The 22203-nt window shown below is 60.5% G+C and carries 24 protein-coding genes and 1 tRNA gene; 24 read left to right on the forward strand and 1 reads right to left on the reverse strand.

All coding sequences use genetic code 11. The features are described from left to right. Positions 1-24 precede the first annotated feature (24 nt). Positions 25-972: an alpha/beta fold hydrolase gene (locus Q0602_RS17800; RefSeq protein ID WP_298846080.1), complete on the forward strand. Its 948-nt coding sequence runs from the start codon at positions 25-27 to the stop codon at positions 970-972. On the opposite strand, the gene Q0602_RS17805 is transcribed toward Q0602_RS17800, so the two are convergent. Beyond that, positions 951-1025: transfer RNA gene (locus tag Q0602_RS17805), tRNA-Asn, on the reverse strand. The two genes, Q0602_RS17800 and Q0602_RS17805, sit on opposite strands and share 22 nt — an antisense overlap. A gap of 230 nt (positions 1026-1255) precedes the next feature. On the opposite strand from Q0602_RS17805, the gene Q0602_RS17810 reads away from it, so the two are divergent. From Q0602_RS17810 to Q0602_RS17920, 23 genes are all read left to right on the forward strand, one after another. Further along, positions 1256-1612: a hypothetical protein gene (locus tag Q0602_RS17810; protein ID WP_298846083.1), complete on the forward strand. Its 357-nt coding sequence runs from the start codon at positions 1256-1258 to the stop codon at positions 1610-1612. Then, complete coding sequence (locus tag Q0602_RS17815) at positions 1612-3516, forward strand: PEP/pyruvate-binding domain-containing protein (protein ID WP_298846086.1); 1905 nt, start codon at positions 1612-1614, stop codon at positions 3514-3516. The genes Q0602_RS17810 and Q0602_RS17815 overlap by 1 nt, the downstream gene beginning before the upstream one ends. A gap of 170 nt (positions 3517-3686) precedes the next feature. Continuing rightward, complete coding sequence (locus tag Q0602_RS17820) at positions 3687-4907, forward strand: hypothetical protein (protein ID WP_298846089.1); 1221 nt, start codon at positions 3687-3689, stop codon at positions 4905-4907. A 141-nt stretch (positions 4908-5048) separates the two neighbouring features. Then, positions 5049-7472: a hypothetical protein gene (locus Q0602_RS17825; protein ID WP_298846092.1), complete on the forward strand. Its 2424-nt coding sequence runs from the start codon at positions 5049-5051 to the stop codon at positions 7470-7472. A 133-nt stretch (positions 7473-7605) separates the two neighbouring features. Further along, positions 7606-8886: a helix-turn-helix transcriptional regulator gene (locus Q0602_RS17830; protein ID WP_298846095.1), complete on the forward strand. Its 1281-nt coding sequence runs from the start codon at positions 7606-7608 to the stop codon at positions 8884-8886. Next, positions 8886-9116, forward strand: a complete 231-nt coding sequence (locus tag Q0602_RS17835) for a hypothetical protein (protein WP_298846098.1) — start codon at positions 8886-8888, stop codon at positions 9114-9116. Before Q0602_RS17830 ends, Q0602_RS17835 begins: the two co-directional genes overlap by 1 nt. Before the next feature lie 65 nt (positions 9117-9181). Beyond that, positions 9182-9391 (forward strand): hypothetical protein, encoded by a 210-nt coding sequence (locus Q0602_RS17840; RefSeq protein ID WP_298846101.1) that lies wholly within the window; start codon positions 9182-9184, stop codon positions 9389-9391. Between the two features lie 23 nt (positions 9392-9414). Then, a complete protein-coding gene (locus Q0602_RS17845; protein WP_298846104.1) occupies positions 9415-9699 on the forward strand; it encodes a hypothetical protein in 285 nt (94 codons plus the stop codon). Between the two features lie 64 nt (positions 9700-9763). Next, positions 9764-10363 carry a GcrA family cell cycle regulator gene (locus Q0602_RS17850; protein ID WP_298846107.1) on the forward strand — a complete coding sequence of 200 codons (600 nt, stop codon included), beginning with the start codon at positions 9764-9766 and terminating at the stop codon, positions 10361-10363. 34 nt (positions 10364-10397) lie between these two features. Beyond that, positions 10398-10616 (forward strand): hypothetical protein, encoded by a 219-nt coding sequence (locus Q0602_RS17855; RefSeq protein ID WP_298846110.1) that lies wholly within the window; start codon positions 10398-10400, stop codon positions 10614-10616. Between the two features lie 43 nt (positions 10617-10659). After that, positions 10660-11280 carry a DUF3841 domain-containing protein gene (locus tag Q0602_RS17860; RefSeq protein ID WP_298846114.1) on the forward strand — a complete coding sequence of 207 codons (621 nt, stop codon included), beginning with the start codon at positions 10660-10662 and terminating at the stop codon, positions 11278-11280. Between the two features lie 23 nt (positions 11281-11303). After that, entirely contained in the window at positions 11304-11972 is a 669-nt protein-coding gene (locus Q0602_RS17865) for an RNA methyltransferase (protein ID WP_298846116.1), read from the forward strand. 32 nt (positions 11973-12004) lie between these two features. Continuing rightward, the gene (locus Q0602_RS17870) at positions 12005-12820 is read left to right on the forward strand and encodes a hypothetical protein (protein ID WP_298846119.1); all 816 of its coding nucleotides are present in this window, start codon (positions 12005-12007) and stop codon (positions 12818-12820) included. Further along, positions 12817-13704 (forward strand): ADP-ribosylglycohydrolase family protein, encoded by an 888-nt coding sequence (locus Q0602_RS17875; RefSeq protein WP_298846122.1) that lies wholly within the window; start codon positions 12817-12819, stop codon positions 13702-13704. Before Q0602_RS17870 ends, Q0602_RS17875 begins: the two co-directional genes overlap by 4 nt. A gap of 81 nt (positions 13705-13785) precedes the next feature. After that, positions 13786-15102 carry a hypothetical protein gene (locus tag Q0602_RS17880; RefSeq protein ID WP_298846125.1) on the forward strand — a complete coding sequence of 439 codons (1317 nt, stop codon included), beginning with the start codon at positions 13786-13788 and terminating at the stop codon, positions 15100-15102. Positions 15103-15139: 37 nt separating this feature from the next. Continuing rightward, complete coding sequence (locus Q0602_RS17885; protein WP_298846128.1) at positions 15140-15559, forward strand: thiol-disulfide oxidoreductase DCC family protein; 420 nt, start codon at positions 15140-15142, stop codon at positions 15557-15559. Beyond that, positions 15556-17181 carry an SDR family oxidoreductase gene (locus Q0602_RS17890; RefSeq protein ID WP_298846131.1) on the forward strand — a complete coding sequence of 542 codons (1626 nt, stop codon included), beginning with the start codon at positions 15556-15558 and terminating at the stop codon, positions 17179-17181. The genes Q0602_RS17885 and Q0602_RS17890 overlap by 4 nt, the downstream gene beginning before the upstream one ends. After that, positions 17178-17675: a hypothetical protein gene (locus Q0602_RS17895; protein WP_298846134.1), complete on the forward strand. Its 498-nt coding sequence runs from the start codon at positions 17178-17180 to the stop codon at positions 17673-17675. The genes Q0602_RS17890 and Q0602_RS17895 overlap by 4 nt, the downstream gene beginning before the upstream one ends. A gap of 173 nt (positions 17676-17848) precedes the next feature. Then, complete coding sequence (locus tag Q0602_RS17900; RefSeq protein ID WP_298846137.1) at positions 17849-18580, forward strand: hypothetical protein; 732 nt, start codon at positions 17849-17851, stop codon at positions 18578-18580. A gap of 138 nt (positions 18581-18718) precedes the next feature. Then, positions 18719-19432 carry a DUF4145 domain-containing protein gene (locus tag Q0602_RS17905; protein WP_298846139.1) on the forward strand — a complete coding sequence of 238 codons (714 nt, stop codon included), beginning with the start codon at positions 18719-18721 and terminating at the stop codon, positions 19430-19432. Next, on the forward strand, positions 19432-20307 hold the full coding sequence (locus Q0602_RS17910; protein ID WP_298846142.1) for a hypothetical protein: 876 nt from the start codon (positions 19432-19434) through the stop codon (positions 20305-20307). The genes Q0602_RS17905 and Q0602_RS17910 overlap by 1 nt, the downstream gene beginning before the upstream one ends. Positions 20308-20338: 31 nt before the next feature. Then, positions 20339-21157, forward strand: coding sequence for an alpha/beta fold hydrolase (locus Q0602_RS17915; RefSeq protein WP_298846145.1), 819 nt, complete (start codon positions 20339-20341; stop codon positions 21155-21157). A gap of 49 nt (positions 21158-21206) precedes the next feature. Beyond that, entirely contained in the window at positions 21207-22097 is an 891-nt protein-coding gene (locus tag Q0602_RS17920; RefSeq protein WP_298846148.1) for a hypothetical protein, read from the forward strand. Positions 22098-22203: the final 106 nt, after the last annotated feature.

The following is a 22203-nucleotide window of genomic DNA, read 5'->3' on the forward strand; positions in this document are numbered from 1 at the left end:
AAGGGTCGCGGAAAGGACCCTTCCTTGGAAACCCACAGCATCGTCGCGGAGATCAAGTCCTACGAGAGGGAATGGCGTCAGAGCGAACGCGAACGACGTCGGCTCCGCATGGCGTCCTTCAGGAGATCGCTCCCGCGTGTCACTGGCCTCTCCCTGGCCGGTCTCCTGCTCATCTATCTGGCTTTGGCTCTCCCCGTTTCCTGGTATCAGACAAGGCTCATATACTGGAACGAAGTCCCCGGCATGGACTGGACGCAGAGCGCAGGGTGGGAGGTCCGTCGCTACGTCTCGCATGACAAGTCCACGCAGTTGGCATCCTACGTCCATGCCGGGGATCCCGACAAGCCGACGGTCGTCTACCTCCATGGACGCGGAGAGCACCACGGCATCTTCCGATACAACACCGCCCCCTACACCTATTCCGGATGGACGGTCGTCATTCCGGAGTATCCGGGGTTCGCCGGTCTCGCCGGCACGCCTTCCGAGAAGTCCATAGGCACGCTCATGCGCAGGGTCCACGAGGACCTCGTGGATCGCGGCACCGATCCGCAGGACATCGTCATCCACGGCAATTCCCTCGGAGGCGGGCCGGCAATGCAGCTGGCACAGCTCCCCCACGGGCTTCTCGTCCTCAGCGCACCGGTCGCCACGATGGAACGGATGATGTCACACTTCGCGGCATACTATCCGGCGTTCCTGCTTCGGGACGACTGGGACAATCTGGACATGGCCGTGACACGCCACGAGGCGCCGACGATCGTCGTGCATTCGGCCGACGACCTCGTCGTTCCCGTGGAACAGGGTCGTGACATGGCCCGTGCGCTCAGTGCGCGCTACATCGAATACGACGACCGGGGTCACGCGGTCGGCGCCATGGCAGCGGGAATAGCGCAGGACGAGATGGAGCGAGCACGAGAAGCCGCCCGGCAGTCATCGATGATCACGGAGAATGGCTCCCGGGGAAGGACTTGAACCTCCGACCCCCTGATTAACAGTCAGACGCTCTACCACTGAGCTACCCGGGAACATGCAGGACGCGCCTCATAGTGCGGAAATCCTCGCCAGACAAGCGCATTCATCCTACAACGGTTCCATGAGGCAGGCTTCCGATCCGATCCGAACGCAGAGACCATACGCACCGACCCTTTTCGTCACCATGCTCTCGGCAACGGTCATCGCTCTGTGGTCCACACCGGCATTGGCCATCATAGCTCGGGCATACGCGAAGAAATCGGGGTTCGACACGATCTGGGACATGGGCATCGGTCCCTTCCTCTATCTCGCACTCGCGACCTCCACGCTCTTCTGGCTGATCGAGGAATCCAAGGCCCAGCACGCATCACCCGTGACGATGGCCGCGGCGATATCGGCGACCACCCTCCTCGCCATGACCATGATCGCGTTCGTCCAGCTCGAGACCGCTCATTATCCGGACGAGGAATACGTGACGGCACTCTGCGTCATCTTCTGGCCTTCCCTGTCCAAGGTGCTCCTCCTGTTCCGATTTCCCAGGCTGGGCAGAGGCATCCCCGCCATGGTCCTCACCTATCTCATCCTCGCGCTCATGCTCGTCCAGACGGTCCGCACCGTCTGGACCGGGGATGACTTCTGATGAGGAAGTCCCTGACAGGGATCGGCCTCGTCGGTCTTGCGAGCATCAGCGCGTTCGCTCTGTGGCAAGCAGGCGACGGAGCCCATCCCGTCGACATCCATCGAATATCAACGGAAGACGACTTCGCAAGACTCGCCATCACGCTTCCCCTGTCCGGCGAGCAGGAGATCAAGCGGGTGCCTTTCATCATCGATCTCCAGAGCCACGAGACACCGGTCATCTGGATGGACGCCAACGAGACCGAATTCCACTACGAATATCTCACCGAGCGAGGCCTGACGCATCTTCCTGTCGAGGAATTCAACCATCTGAACTACACGAGTGACGAGCGGCGGTTCGTCCTCGGTTCCGTCGTCAGATACGGACCGGGGCGCGATGTCGTCGAACTGTGGGACGGAGACACCATCACTGCGGACAGACTCGCCCTCACGATGGACAGGCTGGGCCGCGCCTACCATAGGCGCCTGCTCTTCCGGCCCGGATCTCCTCATCAACGGTCCGTCGCCGAGGCCATCTCCCTTCCCATCGACGACGGACCAGGTGTCGCCGACGGGAGGTTCGTCTTCAACGAGGGCCGGTCGATCGGGACGCTGCGTCTGTTCGAGGCGGATGATCCGGATGAGGTCCTTCCGACCGATATCGTGATCCTGGTCCGGACTCCGATAGATCTCGATCCCGTCGGCGGCATCATCAGCACGAACACGGTCTCACCGACGACGCACATCAATGTCCTGTCTCGGACCTGGGGCATACCCAACGTGCAGGACCCTTCGGCCGGGAGACGTTTCGCGGACCTGATCGGGCGCAAGGTGGTCTTCGAGGCGAAGGGCGCGTCCTATTCCATCAGGGCCGCGACCGACCGCGAGATCGCGCACGATGACGGCGACCGCAAGAAACGGGCACCTCTCGTGCCCCAGGCCGATCTCACGAATGACCGGATGGCCGCGCTTTCCGATCAGGACCGCTCGGACTCCCTCGCATACGGCGCCAAGTCCGCGAACCTCGGCTTCCTCTTCTCCCTCCTTCCAGAGGCGGGCGGCGCCTACAGGGTCCCGGACGGCTTCACCATCCCCTTCTCGTATTACGAGAGACACCTCCGGGAAAGCGGTCTCGATGCCGAAATAGACGAGCTGCTCGCCGACGCAGCGATCAGGAACGACCGGCGCGCCCTCAAGGTCGAACTGGCCAGGCTTCGGAGGGCCTTCCTCGATCGACCCATATCCCCCGAGGTGCTGCGACGCATATCGACCCGCCGCCAGACAGTGCTGGGGGATGCGGGGATGTTCGCGCGCAGTTCGACCAATGCCGAGGATCTTCCCGGCTTCAGTGGCGCAGGACTATACGACACCGTCCCCAATGTCGTCACGGACGAGGATCTCGCGAAAGCCGTCAGGCAGGTCTGGGGGTCGATATGGAACGATGCCGCCTTCCTCTCACGAGAGGCCGCCGGCATCGATCATCGAGCCGTGAAGGCCGCCGTCATCGTCCAGCGCGGGATCGACGCCGATGCTGCGGGAGTCATGCTCACTCGCAACGCATACTCGAGCGACGGGACGAACGGTATCCTCATCTCCGCGAAGAAGGGCCTCGGTATCCGGGTCGTCCAGGGCAGGAGGATGCCAGAGCAGGCGATCTATAGATTCGACGAGGACTCGGAAAGCATTGATCTCCTTTCCCTGTCCGAGGACGATGTCCTCCTCGAGTTCGACAGGGACGGAGGTGTCCGCGAGCGCGGCACGCGCGCGGGAGAGCGAGTCCTGGATGACGGAATGCACCTGCGTCTGGGGCGGATCGCCAGACGTATCGAGGAGAGATACCGTGAGCCGATCGACATCGAATGGCTGGTCGTCGGAGACGAGATCCATCTCGTCCAGGTCCGTCCATACCGCACATCCTCGAGGTGATCTGCCTCCTTTCCTGTGAAATACGGGCATTCCATCCTAGAACGGACAGACGAACAACAGGGATCCACACAATGAAGCGCCTTCTTCCCCTTCTTCTCGCAAGCATCGCACTTAATCCCGTTCCTGCCTCTGCGCAGGACGCATTCTCCTCCGACATGATGGCGCCGACCATGCCAAATCCGCAGGGCGGGACCTGCCTGCCGCGGGCGATCGCGCAGGACGCGGACATCGTGGCCCTCGCGGTCAATCAGCCCGACGGGTTCCCGCTCATGATCCGGATGGGAAGTCAGCAGAGCGATGCGGCCAACCTGGTCACCGTCACCGGAGGTTCCGGTCGCGATGTGGTCCTCCTGCTGGGATCCACGGCATCCGTGATATGGGACCTTCGCGGCATCCCGGCGGACAGGATCAAGGGCGTCATCGTGTCCAGCGCCGGATCATCGCAATCCGGTGTCGCCGGACTTCCGCAGGGCGTCGCCATCGAATACGCCAACTACACGAACGCCCGTTCGCGCGGCTATGATATCGACTGCCTGGCCATTCCCGTGAGCCACAGCCTCGAAGGGCTTCCCGTTCTGACGAAGTCCGTGACCGCACGATTCGGACGGATTCCGGACCGTATGTACGCCGACGGGAGCGCCCTCGGCTTCGATCTGGACGACGGCATAGTCGATGAGGTCTCTCCCGAGGCTCCGAGTGCCCAGCAGATCAGCGCCGCGGTTCCGGTCGCGTCACTCGACACGCTTCCTGGCGAGGCCGGAATAAAGCAACTGGTGGAGCGAGGTGTCCTGAAGCCGTTCGGGCCGGCCGACGCCCAGAAATGGTCACAGGCCGGGGCCACCTTCAGCAACCTCCTCTCCATCGAGGAGCGGATCGACATGCAGGTCGGCGGGAACACCAATCCCGAGATCCGCGAACGCATGCGCACCGTGTTCGAGAACCAGGACCGTAATCTCGGCCCGCGAGCTGGATTCGTCGCGACCTCGTCCTTCACGATTCCCTCCGGATACCGACCCAGCCCACAGAACACGATCGTCGCACCGGCCGGTGTCCAGGTCGACCTCGGGGACGCCAGGCGCGGACCGCATTCATTCCTTCTGAGAGTGAGCGGCATCGACGCCGAAGAACTCGTCACCAGCGGCAATCCCATCGACGACCATCTGCGCCAGTCCCAGAGGCCCAACGACCAGGGTATCGCATTCGAAGCCGCATGGAACTCCGACGGCATCATGCTGACCTTTCCCAAGGAGGACATCGTGTCGGTCGAACAGGCCGATCAGGAAGGCGATACCTGGCCCTGGCTTCTCGCCGGACTGTTCGGTGTCCTCGCTGCGGGTCTCGGAGGCGCACTGTTCTTCGTCATGAGGAGCCGCCGGCCCGTTAGGCGGTGATCCCGACAAGGGAGTCAGAAAGCGTCCTCTGGCAGGAGGGAAAAGGGCATTCCCGGATTTTACGGGGAGCGCACCTTGTTCGTGACGCCTAATTCGGCTATCAGCCATCCTGAAAATTACCATCCGACAGGGAACCCGATAATGAAACGCCTCATGATCGCCGCGCTGCTGTGCGCATCGTCCGCAGTGCCCGTCATGGCCCAGGCTCAGGACGGCGACGTCCTCGTCATGCGCAGGGCGATCTCCCAGCCCACCGGACAGGTGACGATTCCACCGAGCCCCGACTTCGTCCGGGTCCCTCTCAAGGTCAAGGATTCCGGAGAGACGACATACGCCCTCAACGGGACGCTGAAGCTGGAGGTCGAGGAGGTCGGCTGCCGGATCACCGACGGCAGCATCATCGTCGATCAGGACACCTGCGCCATCGGTCAGGGTCCCCAGATCGGCGACATCATCAACTTCACCGCCAAGATGGATCCCGATCTCAAGGCCTACTACGTCCCTCGCGAGCAGTACGAGGAAATCCTGCCGGCCTTCTCCCCGCAAGGCATCGATGCGCTGTGCTCGGGGAGTGCCCTCGTAAGCGGTTCAGCATTCTCGGGTAGTTGCGATCCCGCAGCGGTCGTGAACACCTATGCACGATACATCAATGCACTCGTAGACCCTTTTTCGCGGTCGAGACCGCAGAACACCTCATCCTCGGATGTGCTGAATCTCTATGTCAGTTCGGTCGGATGCTACAGCACGCAGACCGGAAGTGTCGTGTCCGACTCAAACTGCACAGGGATCACCAAGTCTCCTGGTGAAATCTACTCCATTCAGGCCAAGTACGTCCCGCAGTTGCGGGAGGTCTACATCGACAAGGCCCACCTCGATGCCATGAGTCCCTCGCCGTCCGCGATACTCGCCAGATCCCACTCCACCTTCTGCACCGGCAGCACCCCCACCATGGTGATCGATGCCAATCACTGGAAGGTTCTCTGCGGTGAGCCGGACGAGCCCGGCAACTACACTCGCGTAACGCGAATCTTCCAGGATCCCGTGCAATACGGCGTCAACCGGGAGCCGAACAGGAGCGAGACGGAGAGTCTCCGGGTCGTCGTGAGCGCGACACGCTGTCTCGATTCGCAGGGCAACGATGTCAGCGGCAAGTGCGACTACATCACGGAAGGCCCGAACATCTTCGACATGGTGACCGTTCCCGCCACCTACGTGCCGGAACTTCGCGAACTCTACGTGGACCGGTCCGATCTCGAGAGCGCCGCCGGAAGCAGCCTCATCAACATGAGCAACCGGACGATCTCCGATGCCTGCGCAGGTCGCAACGTCACCATCAACGTCGTTCACGAGGGGGTGCAGTCCAACTGGGACTTCCGGTGCGGGACTCCGGACGACCCTGGGAACTACAGCCGAACCGTCTCGAAATTCAACGATCCATCGCGATACGGTGTCAATCGTGAGACCAACGATCCATCTTCCGGAGGCCTCAATCTGGTCGTGCAGACGACCCGCTGTAATGATGCCTCCGGAAACTCCGTAAACTACAAGTGCGATTACATCACCGGCGGTCCGAGCATCTACGATATCGCCACCGTCCCCGCTACCTATGTCCGGGAGCTGAGGGAGATCTACGTCGACAAATCGGACGTGGAAGCGGCCGCCGGTTCCGTCAATCCGATCATGGACAATCGCTACCTCAACGATACCTGCGGTGGTCAGTATTTCAATGTGACCGTGAACGACAACGGCTCCATCGCTCCCTGGTCCTTCCATTGCGGCGAGCCGGACGATCCGGCGAACTACACGCGGGGCGTCAACAGATTCTACGACCCCAGTACATACGGATCGGACCGCACTCCCAATCAGGCTTCCTCGGGTTCTCTGAAGCTGGTCGTGCAGTCGATCAGCTGCACCAACTCGTCCGGAAGCTCGGTGAACAACAAGTGCGACTGGCTTTCCGAAGGTCCGAAGTTCATGGACATCCTCACCGTTCCGGCCACCTACGTGACCGATCTTCGGGAGGTCTATGTCGATCGCGCCACGCTTCAGGAAGTGGCCAGGAACCAGAGGCCGATCATCGGCAACAACTATATCGATGACGCATGCAACGGGAAGAAATTCTCGGTCAATGTCGTGAGCAACGGCGTCCAGTCCGGGTGGGACTTCCGATGCGGCACTCCCGACGACCCGAGCAAGTACGAGACGAGGCCCGTTGTGCTTCTTGATCCCCGGGACTACGGCACCGATCGCAACATCAACATGGACCCTGAGGCCACCCAGGTCGGCCTGAGGGTTCGTAGCATCGGATGCTACGACAAGACCAACGATTCCGTGGTCGACGCGGCCAAGTGCAATTATCTCCCCGATGTCGTCCGGATAGGTGACGTGGTCTGGCTCCCCGCAGTCTTCGACTCCGCGGCAAAGACCGTCACCTTCGACATCGAGGACATGCGCGCTCTCGGTGCCCAGACCAACTACGAATACATCAGCAATAGCTACCTGTGCACCAGGAATCTGACGATCGACGTCAGCAACCAGAACTACAGACTTCTCTGCGCCTCCTGATTCCGGGTCGGAGGATCTCCCTGAGCCCGACTTCAAAGAGGAAGGGTGTTCCGCTCGGGCGGAAGGAAAAGGGAGGTCCCTGACGGGTCCTTCAAGACCATGACCGTGGCCTCCCTCGCACAGGGAGACCACGATGGGTGCAGACTACAGGAAACACGAAGGACGCGCGCCACGCACGGATTACAGTCCTCGCAGGCTGGTGCCGGTCAGCTCGGCCAGCTCACATGAAAGACTCTACGGCAAGGGGCCACAGGGTCCTTCCAACGACAACGCCTTCAACGACAACACGCGCGACGAATCGCTGCCGCGCGGATGGAGCATACTCGAGCCCAACCGGATCAAGGAGCGTCGTCTTGCAGCCGGCTACGCGACGACGCACGCCCTCGCCATGCGGATCGGATCGATGGCCTATCTCCGGCTCCACAAGATCGAGAACGGTCTCGTCGTCGTCAGGGACTCCGAATACGAGCTCATCGCGCGGACACTGGGCATCCCCGTCCATAGCCTGCAACTTCCCATGCTGATGCATTCCCAGACCGTCCAGTGGATGGAGACATGGGGCAAGGACGCGCAGATCGAGGAGGGCGGTGATCACGATGCCGTGCTCCTCGCTGCCTATGTCCGCCATCACGCGGCGAAGAGGCACCTCAACAAGGCTCGCATATGCAGTCTCGCCAAGGTCCCCAGCAATGCCATGCATCACATCTGGCATGCGGCCAAGCCGATCGACCGCTATCCCGACACGACGATGAAGGCGACCATGATGCTGACCGAGAACACCAGCTGGGACAACGTCATCATCGACTCACGTGCCTACTATGCAGGAGGGCTGCTGACGGACTGCATACGGCAGGTGCAGGAACCGCGAGTGCGCTACGCCCCGGAGGATCCGGACAAGAGGGCGCCCTGGACATACGACGTGGACCCCTTCCGCTCCCATCAGCCGCGCACGCAGTTCGTCAACGCCTATACCGATCCGGAGGCGCCCGGCATCTCTCCGACGAAGGCCAAGATCCTCGAGGAGAGGAAGAACCGGACGCGGATGTTCCTCCAGAACTACAACGACGCCAAGCTGATCGTGAAGATGGTGAAGGAGGACGAGGACCCCGTCGCGACGCTGCTGGAATACCACCCAAAGCACCGTGACGCGATCCTCGCCATCGGTAGCGACGAAGCAGCGCGCGTCACCCTTCACAGGATGATGTGCGTGCGCTATCTCGAGATCCATCCCGGCTCGCCGACGGCCGCGTTCGCGCGCACCCTGCGGATCACCCCCGAGAGACTGCGGCAGCTGCGGCACAGGGTCAGGGCCGAAGGTCTCCCAGGTGTGATCATGACGAAAGTCGAGGACTTCGTCCCGGTGGATCCTCTATGGGAGGATTTCAACACTTCCAGCGGAAGGAGGGCCGCCTGATGACCAATCCGGTGAGGAGACTGTCCTTCACTGCCGACGGTCGACGCTATGCCTTCGAGATCGACGCCGATCTCGAACGGGAGAAGGCGGAGGCCATCGCGGGCGTGCTGGACGACGAGGGCGTGGATTCCGAACTGGGCAACCTTCCCATGAAGCGGATCATGATCGTGGCCAGCGGACGCATACGCCCGGCGGGGATGAGACGGATCATCCAGGTGCTGGCGAGATAGGGCCGCAGCCATGCTTCCCGACAGGCAAGGATCATAGCGAGCACGCAGAGGAAAGGAAAAGCATCATGATATCCGTAGGCTTCACCCGCAACGACCGCGGCCAGCCCGTCATGCTGGAGAAGGCGTATCCCACTAGCGAACGGCTCTTCTACGAGGACGGTCCCAGCATGGCCGAAGAGGCTCGGAGGGCCGGCCATATCGTCTTCTTCGACGGTGCGCCGGGTGTCGAGGACGAGTCGCAGCGCCGCTATTCGCACAGCAGTGCCGATCTATGAACATCGACGACAAGGAGAAGCACATGCCATCCGCATTCATGCAGCCGCACAGCGACGAGCACATCCAACGGGAATCCTCGCGTCAGCTGGGTCGACCGATCGATGTCCGGCGAGCCCACATATCGCAGATCCGACCGGAGGACACCGTCTTCCACGAGGGCCGCGTCAGAACCGTCGGACGCAGGGACATCAGGAGGGACGATTTCATGGGTCACACCCTGTTCGGGGACAGCTACATCCTGGGACGTCGTCCGGTCCATCGCCTCGTCATGGGCAGGACGCTCGAACAGATGTCCGCTCCCGCCTGAGTCCGCGTCTCCGAGCGCGCGATTCCTCTGGACAGCAATCGTTTTCCGACACAGGAACGGGGCCATGAGCTGGACACCGCAGACGATAGACACGCTCGAGACCATGTGGCTCTGGGGCCATTCCTCCGGGACGATCGCCTTCACCCTGGGATTCCCCTCCCGCAATGCGGTCATGGGCAAGCTCAACCGCCTCGGTCTCATGAAGCGCGGCGGAGACTACCTCGGTGCCCGGCTCGTCGGCGCTCAGGTCGATACGGCCGTCGTGGAGAGGGAACTCGCCGATCTCACCGGCTCCGCCTTCGACTGGAAGGACCGCATGGACAGGTCCCTGATGGTCCAGATGATCTCCCTGTTCGTGGGGCAGCACGCCCAATCCGTCGCCGATGCCATCGATCGTCCCGTAGAGGAGGTGGCGGAGATCCTGGTCGCGATGGACTCCACGGGCTCGTGGAGGTTCGGAGAACGACCGCCCGCCATCTGGTGGAGCGAGGAGGAGGGAAACATGGCCTTCCTCCTGGACGCGATGGTGACGGCGCGTCTCATCGGCTTCGAGCAGCGCGGCAGTGAACGCCTCTACCGCAAGAGGCAGGATACCGACGAAGGCCTGGTCCTCTCCAGATTATCCCGCCACACGCATCCCGAGCACATGACCGAAGCCGCCTGACCGCAGCATTCACGACCCGACCCAGGAGAAGCGCATGCGTCAAAAGATCAGCGTGCGCTCACTGGCCCTCGCGGGCACCGCCATGTCCAGCGCGAGCCTGGCCGAGAGCCGGTATATCGGTTCGGGACCCGTAGAGATCCACGAGGACGCACCCGAAGCGGGATACGACTTCATCGTCTACGCAGGGCAATCCCCCTATGAGGGAACCATGCACCATGATCATCTGAGGGAAGGGAAAAGGATTCCGAAATGACGAACGTCACTGCCATGCCGGCACGGTCCCCGGCCTGATTCCCGTGCCCGAACCGCGCACGCTGCCGCTCTCGCGTCTGCGGCGACTGATCGATCTCCCGGACGACGCTCCCGTCCGCATCCACACCCTCCAATCGGCGGAGGGCATCGCCGCTGCACGCGATCGCGGTTTCCTCTCGGGAGACCGGGACTCGATCGAGACCGACTGGTTCCTCCCCGCCTACGAATGGATGAGGGGCCGGATGGCAGAACGCATCCCCGACTTCAGCGGAGATCTTCCCGTATGGGCCTGGGCGCGCAGGCCCATCGTCCGCAGGCGCCGCGATCCATCTCTCAGGGAGACGCGGACCCGCGTCACCGCCATGGTCCCACGGCGCCGCATCCTCGTGAGCTGCTTCCACGACTGGCACGACTGTCTCAACGGCATGCCGATCACGCACGGCGAGGAGGAATGGAACGCATACGAGAAGGCCTTTCCCATCAGCGACAGATGCGAGGAGCACCGCCTCTACGTCCAGGGCACCTGGAGCAGGGTCTTCGATCTCCATCTCCCGAGGGACGCCGCCATGATCGAATGGCGCGGTTCCAACCTTCGGGTCACGCCTCAGCTTTGCGTGGACCGACTGTATCTAGACGAGGTGATCGCCATGCGATCATACCCATGAACCATCCGATCAAGGAACAGACCATGACAGACGAAACTGATGCCGGGCAGCAGGCGAAGAAGGGCAAGAGCTCGATGCGGCAGCGCGCGGACGCCATCAGGCAGTTCCGCTGTCGCAACCTCATCGCCGTGATCGAGAACCCCTCCAACATCATGAACATCGCCGCGATCATCCGCAACGTGAACGCGCTCGGCGTCGAGAAGGTCTACATCGTCGATCCCCAGGGCCTCATCCCGGACGACTGGCAGGAATTCCGTCAACGGCAGAACATGAGCAAGCTGTCGGTCTCGGCCTCTAAATGGAGCTTCGTGAAGCGGTTCGATTCCACGGACGCCTGCTTCGACTACCTCGAATCGAAGAACTTCACCTCGATCGTCACATCCCCGCACGTCAAGGGCAAGGACAGCATCTACCTGCACGAGGGCGACTACACGAAGGCGACCAAGCTCGCTGTCTGGTTCGGCAGCGAATCGCGCGGCATCAGCGAGCGGGCGGTCGAACGCGCCTCCCAGTGCGTCGCCATCCCGATGTTCGGAATGGTCGAGAGCCTGAATCTCGGCACCGCCTCGGGCATCGTCCTCTACGAGGTCGCCCGACAGCGCAGGGAATACCAGAGCCGCTATGCCAAGCGCGGCAAGCGCGGCGAGCGTTCCGAACCGTTGCCCGTCGTCATGGGCGAGGACGGACGATGACCGCGATCAGTGCAATGAAGGAACACAGGCCGATGGACAGACGTGACGCCCGCGAGACACGATGGAGCGAGATCGCCACCTGGGCGAAGGACCAGCTCGTCACGGACATCGAGGCGACCGGGGCCGGCGTCGAAATCGTGAGATCCTCCCATGACTGGCGGGGCGTCACCATCACCCTGCGCCAGTGGCAGCCATACGGGCTGTCGACCGTCGTCGCCCATACCGTCAGCTTCGGGAGGAAGACCCTCAATGCCGGCACCGACCTCGAGAAGAGCGAGGTCGAGCGAGCCGTCACCAACCGGTTCTCCAGAATCCTGAAGAGGCAGCGCGAACTCACCGACGTCCACGGACCGGTAAGGAAGGACGCGAGCTGCTTCGACCCTGCTCTCGTGACCGTCGATGCACCCGTTCTAGCACTCATCGAGCGCTATCGTCCGGACATCAGGGACGATCTCGTCATGAGGGCGCTCCGGCGCGAGCACGGCTTCGACATGGAGATCGAGAACTTCGCCAGGCTGCTAAGGGAGCACGACATCGTGGACTTCTCCCTCGACGTCAATCGATCGCACATCCACGGGACCTTCACCCTGGTGCTGCCCACCGGACAGGTTGTCTGGAAGAAGGGAAGCGTCAGCATCCTCACGGGCGGCACCGCCCCCGACAGCGTGCTCATGGGACTACGTGGACGTCCGCTGTCCGCCGCGATGGATCATCCCCTCATCGACGGCACTCTCGAGATCACCTCCGCCAAGCAGGTCCGCAAGAACGGCATCGACGGTACCGTCCTGACCGTGAAGGGGCATGAACGACCGCTGCCCGGCACCCAGGAAACGAGGACGACATCATGATCTACGAGACCGCAATCGGCGATGCATACGGACTGGGTTGGGAGTTCGCACGAGGGGACAAGGTCCAGACGGCAGCGAACGACCTCTCCGGCTATCACGTCAATCCACGGTATCCCGAATACCCGATCGGTCGTTACACCGACGACACGCTGCGTTCCCTCGCCAACGCCGAGATCGTGCTCGGCCCCGAGAGCGGATGGTATGATCCCGCCGCCTATGTCGCAGCCTACCAGCGCATCCACGCTGCCGATCCCCGTGACGGCTGGTCGCGCGGCTTCCAGGCGCACCTGAAGGCGCACCGCGATTCCACTCCCCTCGAGTTCATGCTGGCCCTCAGGCGGCGGGCGACCAACGGCGCGGTGATGGGTGTGGCGCCCCTCGGCTACCTGCCCGACGAGAACGCCGTCAGGCTTGCCACCATCGCACAGTGCGTCTCCACCCATTCCGGCGCGACGGTCCCGGCCGCGCAGGCAGTCTCACTCGCAGCCCACTACCTTATTCACGACAAGGGGCCTGAGGGCGAGATGGAAGCCTATCTCGAACGGGAGGTCGACTGGACGGACAAGGAGGAGACGCGGCGCATCCTCACACGGGGGACAGCCGCACTGCCTGTCCCAGGAATGCCCGCCTGGACGATCGCGGCGGGTGCCCTTTTCATCCTCACCGACACCGGCTTCACCGGCATGGCCGATCGGCTGCAGTTCGCAATCAGTCGCGGCGGGGACACCGATTCGCTCGGTGCGGTGACCATGGCACTGTGCTCGTGCTCACGGAAGATCCCGAACGATCTGCCGGCGACATTGGACGACCATATCGAGGATGAGGACGGACGCGCCATGCTCCGGGAGATGGATGAGCGCTTGCTATCGTTCGTAGAACGTTAGATTCCACGAAAGTCACATAACCGCCCTGTATGCGTATCCTGTCAAACATCCTATAATTATCCTCAAAAACAGGAGGAACAGGTGAAGAAGGTCGCATTATTCGTAGCAGCGCTGGTTTCATTCCCTGCCGCGCTCATGGCTCAGGGCATGTTCGGTCCCGGGTCCCCTCCGCCCGGTGTCGATCAGAAGGACGCCGAATTCTGTCTCCCTTCCCAAGCTGCGGACGAGGCTGAGATCGTGACACTCGCTGTCGAAGAGCCCAACCGCATTCCACTCATGATGCAGTTCGGTCCCCGGCCAGACGGTCCTGCTTCGCTTGTCACTGTGAGGGGCGGCTCCGGAACTCCGATCGTGCTCCACCTCATATCCAAGGGGTCCGTCGTCTGGGATCTTCGTGAAGTCTCATCGAGCAGAATAAAAGGCGTTCTTCTTTATACCTCCGAGCGCAATGTCTATTCAGGTGTTGCAGGTCTCTCCGACGATGTTCCGATCGAATACGGTGCAGGAATAACCGGTCGCTATCATGCCTATGAAATCGAGTGCCTGAAAGTTCCGGCATTGGCTGATCTCAATTCTCTTCCAACCCTCACCAAGGCAATGAACGTGCGGTTCGGAAAGTCACCCGCTCGCATGTATGCCACCCCCGATGGTGATGCATTCGATCTTGATGAAGGCATCATCGATCCAATCGAAGTCGAGGCTCCCGTCCCCGAGGCTGTCCGATCCATATTTCCAGTGAAGACCCTCGATATACTGCCTGGAGAAGCCGGGATTCACCAACTCGTCATGCAAGGAAGTCTCAAGCCCTTCACTAGACAAGATGCGCAATCCTGGGCCGCAGCAGGCGGATCGTTGAGCAGTGCCTTCAGCATTGATGAACGCATTCTCATGCAGATTCCTTCCGGAGCACCTGAACAGATGCGTGAGCAGATGCGCGATCGCATCGCGAGCCAGGACAAGAACATACAGGTATATTCAGGCTACTTCGCTTCTTCCAAATTCACTCTCCCGACTGGCTTTCGCCCGTCACCCAACAACGCGATCGTCCTTGCTCCAGATGCCGAAATCACCCTCACGGACGATCGGTTGGGAATGCTGCCCGCGATCTACCGCCTCTCCGGTCTCGATCCGGAGAACATCCAGACAAGCGGTTCCGCTCCGGATCAGCCTGATCGTCGCGAGGCCTTTTCCGGATACGAGGAGGAAGAACCCAGACATGCATTCGAGGCTACATGGAGCGGCGACAAGGTGGAGATAAGCTTCCCGAAAATGGAAGTCTCCGCTTCCCCAGCTCATGGAGAGGAAGAAACATCATGGGCCTGGCTTCTCGCTGTAGCTCTCGGTGTTCTAGCGCTGGTGCTCGGTGGACTCGTCTTCTATTTCGTCAGACGAAGATGAACTGAGATGTCTCATGCCATTTCCAGAGGTCAATCACGTGACGGAGTCTAATCGATCCGATCTCAGCGACAAGGTCATCATCGTCTACGATGGCGAGTGCGTCTTCTGCTCGCGCTCCATGGCCTGGATCGTCGACCATGACGTCCACGACCGCATCCGGCTCACGCCCTGCACATCGCCCCTGGGTTCCGACCTGATGCGCGAGCACGGCATCGATCCAGACGACCCTTCGACCTTCCTCGTGATCATCGAGGGGCGGCCCTTCGTCCGGTCCCGTGCGATGCTGGAGCTGGTTCCGCTGCTCGATGTCAGGGCACAGCCGCTGCGCGTCTTCGGGCTGATCCCCGATCCGGTGCGCAACGTCGTCTACGACTGGACGGCACGCAACCGGCGCCGACTCGTCAAGGGGGACTGTCCGGTGCCCAGCCGGGAGATGACCCGCCGGATGATCGCATGAGGATCCTCGTCGTCGGAGGCACGGGCGGATTCGGCTCGATCATCGCACGTCAGCTCCTCGACGACGGACACAATATCGTCGTCGCCGGACGCAATCGCACCCGCGGTGCGGCGGCCGTCCTCGCCGAGCCACGCCTGACCTATGTCCCGCTCGACAGATCGCACATCACACCGGTCGATCTCACCGGATACGACGCGGTCGTCGATGCGACCGGGCCCTTCCAGCGCGCTGGTCTCTCCCTTCCTCATGCGGCGATAGCAGCGGGAATCGACTATCTCGACATCGCCGATGATCGGGACTTCGTCAGGAGGGTCCGCGATCTCGATGCGGATGCCAGGCGCGCAGGCGTGCGCATCCTCTCCGGTGTCTCGAGCATCCCCACACTGTCCGGGGCCATTGTCCTCGAACTTGCAGAAGGGCTGAGCGATCCGGAATCGATCGAGATCGCGATCACCGCCAGTAGCCGCGCAGCCTTCGGACGGGCCGTTCTGCTCTCCATGCTCGAAGGCGCCGGCAGACGGATCACACGTTCGGACGGGACGCACGGCACGGCCATGTCCTCACCCCGGCCCATCCGCATCGAGCGGGGCGGGAACACCGTCATCGACAGGACAGTCCTCGAGGTCGATACGCCCGACCACGACACACTGCGTTCGGTCCTGCCCGGCGAACCCGCGATCCGCTTCCATGCCGGCAGCGAGCTCGCGATCCACAACCAGGCCATCCGCGCCGTCGCCGCGCTCGTGTCGCGCGGACACATCACCACAGGCACGCGCTTCGTCCGCCTGGCAGGCCTTGCACGCAGACTGAGCCTCGGTATGGGCGACGGGCGCTCCGCCATGGAGGTCCGCGTGACGGGTCTCTCCCAGGAGGGACGTGTCACGCGCGTATGGAACGTCGTCGCCGCGCGCAACACCGGCCCCATGATCCCCTGCATGGCCGTTCCCGCGATGATCGACGCAATCGGCCAAGGGCGTGTTCCGGCAGGCGCGGGCCCAAGGATCGATGTCCTCTCACCGGATGAGATCCTCGCACGAATGCCGGAGGACTCCCTCACCATCGAGAGGAGCGAGAACGCCGCCTCGCTCTACGCCCGGACCATGCCCGGTTTCGGGCGGACGGCGCCCTCCGTGCGCGCCATGCATGACCAGCGGCTTCCCGGCACCGCCAGCGGCCGCGCAAGCGTCATGAAAGGCAGGTCGCCGATCGCCACGCTGATAGCGTGCGTCTTCGGCTTCCCTCCGGCATCCCCGGACGTTCCGGTCACGGTCCGTTTCGAGAAACACGGACAGGGGGAACGCTGGATCCGCGACTTCGGCGGATCGACCTTCTCCAGCGTCCTCTCCCCGCGCGACAGCGGCGTCAGCGAGCGCTTCGGCCCCTTCTCCTTCCACTTCGACCTAGAGGAGAAGGACACGCGTCTGAGCATGATCCCCGCCGGCTGGTCCATGCTCGGCATACCGCTGCCGCGCTTCCTCATGCCGAAGGGCGTCGCCACCGAATACGAGGAGGACGGCAGGTTCCGTTTCGACGTCCCCATCATCCTGCCGTTCGTCGGGCCGATCGTGCACTACCGCGGCTGGCTGGAGAGCGACCAGCCGATCAATCGGACACCGGCATGATCACGATACCCCAGGCACTCCTGCGCTACGCCCTGGGCGGGCCGCTCCTCGCGGTCCTCTGCCTATCGATCGGTGATCACGGGAACGCGCTCGGGCGCGCCTTCGTCCATGGTCTGCAGGACCTCTCCGTATGGCTGCTTCCGGCGGTCATGTTCCCACCCGTCATCGGATCGATCGGTGCCATGATGGCAAGACGTAGGCGACTGCCCGTCAGACTGGCCTATACCATCCTGATCACGGTCGTAATCGTATTCGCAATCCGTTCGATCTTCGTGCAGGACCTCAGGCCGGACGGACTCGTCATCGCAGGTCTGGCCGGTCTGGTGTCGGTGACGGGCTGGATGGTCGATGCCGTCGTCACTCGGTGGAAGAGATCACGGCCGCGGCCAGCAGCTCTCATCGCATCAGCACTGCTCACCCTCACCGGTCTCGCGTGGATAGGCACGGGGGCAATCGACACATACCGGAAAGCACCTCCTCCGGCCTACATATGAACCCATCGTCAGGTCCGGCGCCGGGCCCGACATGCGGATGATGAATGGAAGAGAACGAGCAGGGAGGAAAAGGCTCCTTCGTCGGAAACAGTGGACCTCCGCTCCCCGAGGGGCGATAATCACGGATCATCACACGTTCCGCTCCAGCGGACATCAGGACAGGACCCTCCCCCATGAAAAGCTGGCCGATCTTCGACGAGGAGATACTGGGAGATCTCAATCACCGATCGGCGGAGGTGCACCTGGAAGCCGGCCTCCACATGATGGCGATCGCCCTCCTTGCGGGGATCCTGTCCTCGCCCGGGGTCGCATTGCCCGAGGAGATCAAGGGAGGAAGCCTCGTGGCGAGCGTCCTGCTCGTCATCATGATCACAATCATCTGCCTCAGCGTCATGTTCGTGCTCCACGCGTCCGGACGGGAATACGCAGAGATGACCGCCACCGTCCCGACCGAACGACCACCGAAAGCGTCCACGCCCTGGATCACGCGGCTACTGTGCGTGATGGCCGCCATTTTCATCCTGATCTCCGAACAGCAAATGGGATCGTCCCTCCTGATCTTCATGACCATGACGGGAATCGGTCTCGGTGTGCTCTCGGTCAGTGAATTCCTCACCAGCAGGCCCGGCACCCTGCGCATCTCCCTGGTCATGGTCCTCGCCGGTGCCGTCACCGCAGTCCTCATGAGCCTCGTCTTCCCGAAGGGCGAGACGCTCTTCGGGTTGCTAGTCTATCTCATCATGAGCGCGATCGTCGTTCTGGAATGCAGGCTCGAGCGCGCCCGGGTCTCGTGGATCGGCGGGCATACCGCGAAGGACGAGCGGGTGATGCGGATCATCCTCTTCTTCTCCATGCTGGTGATGTGGCGCTTCATAGCGAGTGCGGAATCCTCCCGATACGACTGAGGTCCACGGGGGATCGGGAGGGGCTCCGCCCCGCCTTCCGAGGGAAGAGTGGTTTTCCCGATTGACCGGGCGGTTTCAGGATGGCAGATCGAAAATATCCAATCCTCTTAGAAGGATGATACTAAGGAGAATGTTTCGGTGCCAAGAGATACCCGGATAGATTACATTCTTCCTGAACACCTTCCCCTTAAAACTAAGCTTCCTTGCCCTCGATGCGGAAGTTTCTCAGAAACTAGGTTGAGCGTTCCCCATGAAGAACGACATGAATATGAACATGGGCACTACACTGAATTAGCGAAAAGCTGCCTAGCGGTATGTCAGGGATGCAACGGGGCATATCTGGCCGTTTTCGTCTGGGATGATTTCGATCAAGAAAGATTCGAAGATCCAAGAGGGCCAGGAACTCAACTTGGATGGCAGATGTCATTCTACACCTTCCCCAAGTCATCACATATAACAAGCGAATCACTCAGGAAATCTAAGGATCTCGATGATCATCTTGGTCATCTCATAGACGAAGCATCTAAGTGCTTGTCACATGAATTGTATGCTTCATGTGCAATGGCAATTAGAGCCTATATCGATAGGCTTACATTGGTCATGGGCTTCAACGGTCATCCTCTGGCTCCTCGCGTTGAGCGCCTAAAAACAGATGGATATGTCCCTCCTCAGCTCCACGATCTCTTAGATAAGATTGTGAATGCTGGTCACGCGGCAATTCACAGGTCGTGGGTTCCTTCGAAAGAAGATGCCCAATCTATGATGGTGGCCTTAGAAGTCATCACAAGCATGGTTCAGCTAACAAAGCTTGATCCTTCCGCCTTATCCAACATACCCCCTAAGAATCCCTAATGCCCAAGCGTAACTTAATCGACTTCCATGCTTTTCAAGATTTCGTCTCTGACCTTTCGAGGCGTGCTTCTAAAATACAGAAGATAGCCGAGAATTTTCCGCGTGTTATGCGGCAGATGCAAAAATCGCGCAGGCATTACGCAGCCGCCACCGAAAGGCTAATCAGATTATCTCCAATTGTCGCTAAGCAAGGTTGGGCCATACCATCTTCACTTGGCGTCGATCAGACAATCAAGCTTGCTTCTCTGTCTAGAAATGACGGTAAATTATTCGAAGATGCATTACTAAAAATGCTAGAAGAAGGATTGCTAGACGAGCTAATACGTTCTTCTAATGAAATGATCGAGTATCTTGGCGTATCAGAGTTTATGGATAGTTGTATAGATGCTTTCCACAGGGGAGAATATGCATTATCGTGCGCTGGATTGTTCTGCATATTAGAGCTTCTATATCAGAATATACATCCTGACGGCCGTAATAGCATTTATTCTGAAAAAAAATTCAACGATAAGATCAAGAAGAACATAGATAATGGCTATGGTTATGATAGCTATCATTTTATGCCAGGAACAGTTGCATACAAATATATCGATCTCGTATTCGGCCTATACTCCTTACACTCCCTTTTCACTCAGTCGAACTCGTATAAGGGTTACATAGCTAGAAATCGCATACTCCACGGGCATGACATAGAAAAAGCTACGAAGAACGATTGTCTGCGTATAATTGTCTGTATATCTAATATGAAATCCATAAAAGATGGCCTTAAGGCACTTTCGGATATGACATCAGACGGCCTTACCGCTAAAGAGCGAGATGAGGTCTTATCTAACCAATTGCTAAAAGCTTTAGATAGTCGAAAATCCACTAACTAACCGCCCTCGCCCGTCCCTGCATGGAGCAGCGATGAAATTCTCTTCCACCACAAAACGTAAGCTCGCCGCCGACATCCTCATCCCCATCGCGGTGATCTACATCATCGTGTGCACAGCCGCCTACTTCTTCCAAGGCTACCTCCTCTATCCCGCGTCCCTTATGGACCCGCAGGACGCACCACCAGCCTGGGAGCGGATTGAACTGCCGGTCAAGGGAGCCGGCAACGTCGAGGCATTCTACAAGGAGCCTCATGCTGATCGCCCGGTCATCCTCTTCCTTCACGGTAATGGCGGCGGCATCTCGGACACAGTCGTTGCCACCAGCGCATACGTCGAAGCAGGATATGGCGTCCTGATGCCTGAATACCCCGGCTACTGGGGGAATCCCGGCAAGCCCGGCCAGAAGAGCCTCGCCGCTTCGGCGCGCGCCGGCATGCAATGGCTCGAGGACCAAGGCACTCCGCGATCGGAAGTAATCATCATCGGTAACTCGATCGGCTCGGGCCCGGCCATCGAAACCGCGGCCAATGGAGCAGGTGCGCTGGTCATCGTGTCCGGCATGGCTGATCTCCCCGATCTGGTCAGCCGGCGCCTGAAGGTCATCCCCACCTTCCTCCTCCATGACCGTTACGAGAACGAGGCCGCGATCATGGACGTGGATGCGCCGGTCCTGATCGTCCACGGGGACAATGACGATCTCATCCCTGCGAGCCACGGCGCCAGGCTTGCGAAGGCATCCGGCGGTGAAATAGTCACTGCAGAGGGAGGCCACGAGATCGTGTTCTTAGCCAAGGCGCAGAACCTCGTTCTTGGATGGCTCGAGCGCAACGGACCGAGGTCACCGGCATGAACCACCTCCGCCTATCCCTTGCAATAGCGCTGCCTATGATAGCCCAGCCATGAAAAGACTTCCCCTCCTGACGCTGTCAGCGCTTGCAATTGCATTCATTCCTCTGGGTGAGTCGCAGGCAACAATCGATACAGGCACGTGCAAGCACACCGGATTGCCAGGCCCTTTCAACTGGAGTGCAAGCCTGCCTGAAAGGCTCGACCGGGTCGAGGTCAATACAGGAGACGTTCGACAATCTATGATCCTTGGAATTCGCCGCTCAGATCGCACCAAGGACCATGTCGCGCTATCCCGAAGCATCGTCAGGGGACCGACCCCATCACTCCGGCAGAGCCAAGCCTGGTGCAGAGGATCAGACAAGGCCGAAGAGCCCTCCTATTCCGATCAGGATCACGGCAGCGTGACCTACGCCGAATGCGACGGCGACTGCTCCTCCATCAGCAAGGCCGATCTCGTTGACCTGGCCTATCAAGATCCGCTGGAGATGACCTTCATCATATCAGGCCGATGGTCATTCGAGATGAACTGGGAAGGCGAAGGAGATCGAAATTCCGCCCACAGCTTCGCGATCGATGACGGCGATTTCGAATTCAAGGATCTGCTGGTTTCCCGCATCGGGGACGACGGCGTCTCTTTCCATCCTGAGATATTTCGTTTCCGCGGTCAGGTTCGTCATCTCAAGAATGAATACCCCAACCAGCGCAAGAGAATTACGCTGCCTCTGATCACTCAAGTCGACACCGTCGAGATATGCCCTTTCGGAAACACAGCTGCCAAATGCGCTCCCGGGGAAACCAGCAGATCAACTTCTGAAATTATGAAGATCGCCGAAGCGGAAGAGGGATCGGTTTCTAAGGCATGGGCTCTCATCCCTCTGTCGATCGTTGCCGTATCCCTTTCCGTCTTTCTCATTCGCAGACGTCGCCAGTCTAGCATCTAACCACCCTCGCCCGCCCCTGGAGGGAAGAGAAGGGGACCCTGACGGTCCCCTCGGACCCCTACGGCGGGTTCGATTGGTCCAGAAGCTGCGCGCGTCCTATAAGGGC

Origin of the sequence: uncultured Salinicola sp., assembly GCF_937921195.1 — a bacterium.
Classification (GTDB): Bacteria; Pseudomonadota; Gammaproteobacteria; order Pseudomonadales; family Halomonadaceae; genus Salinicola.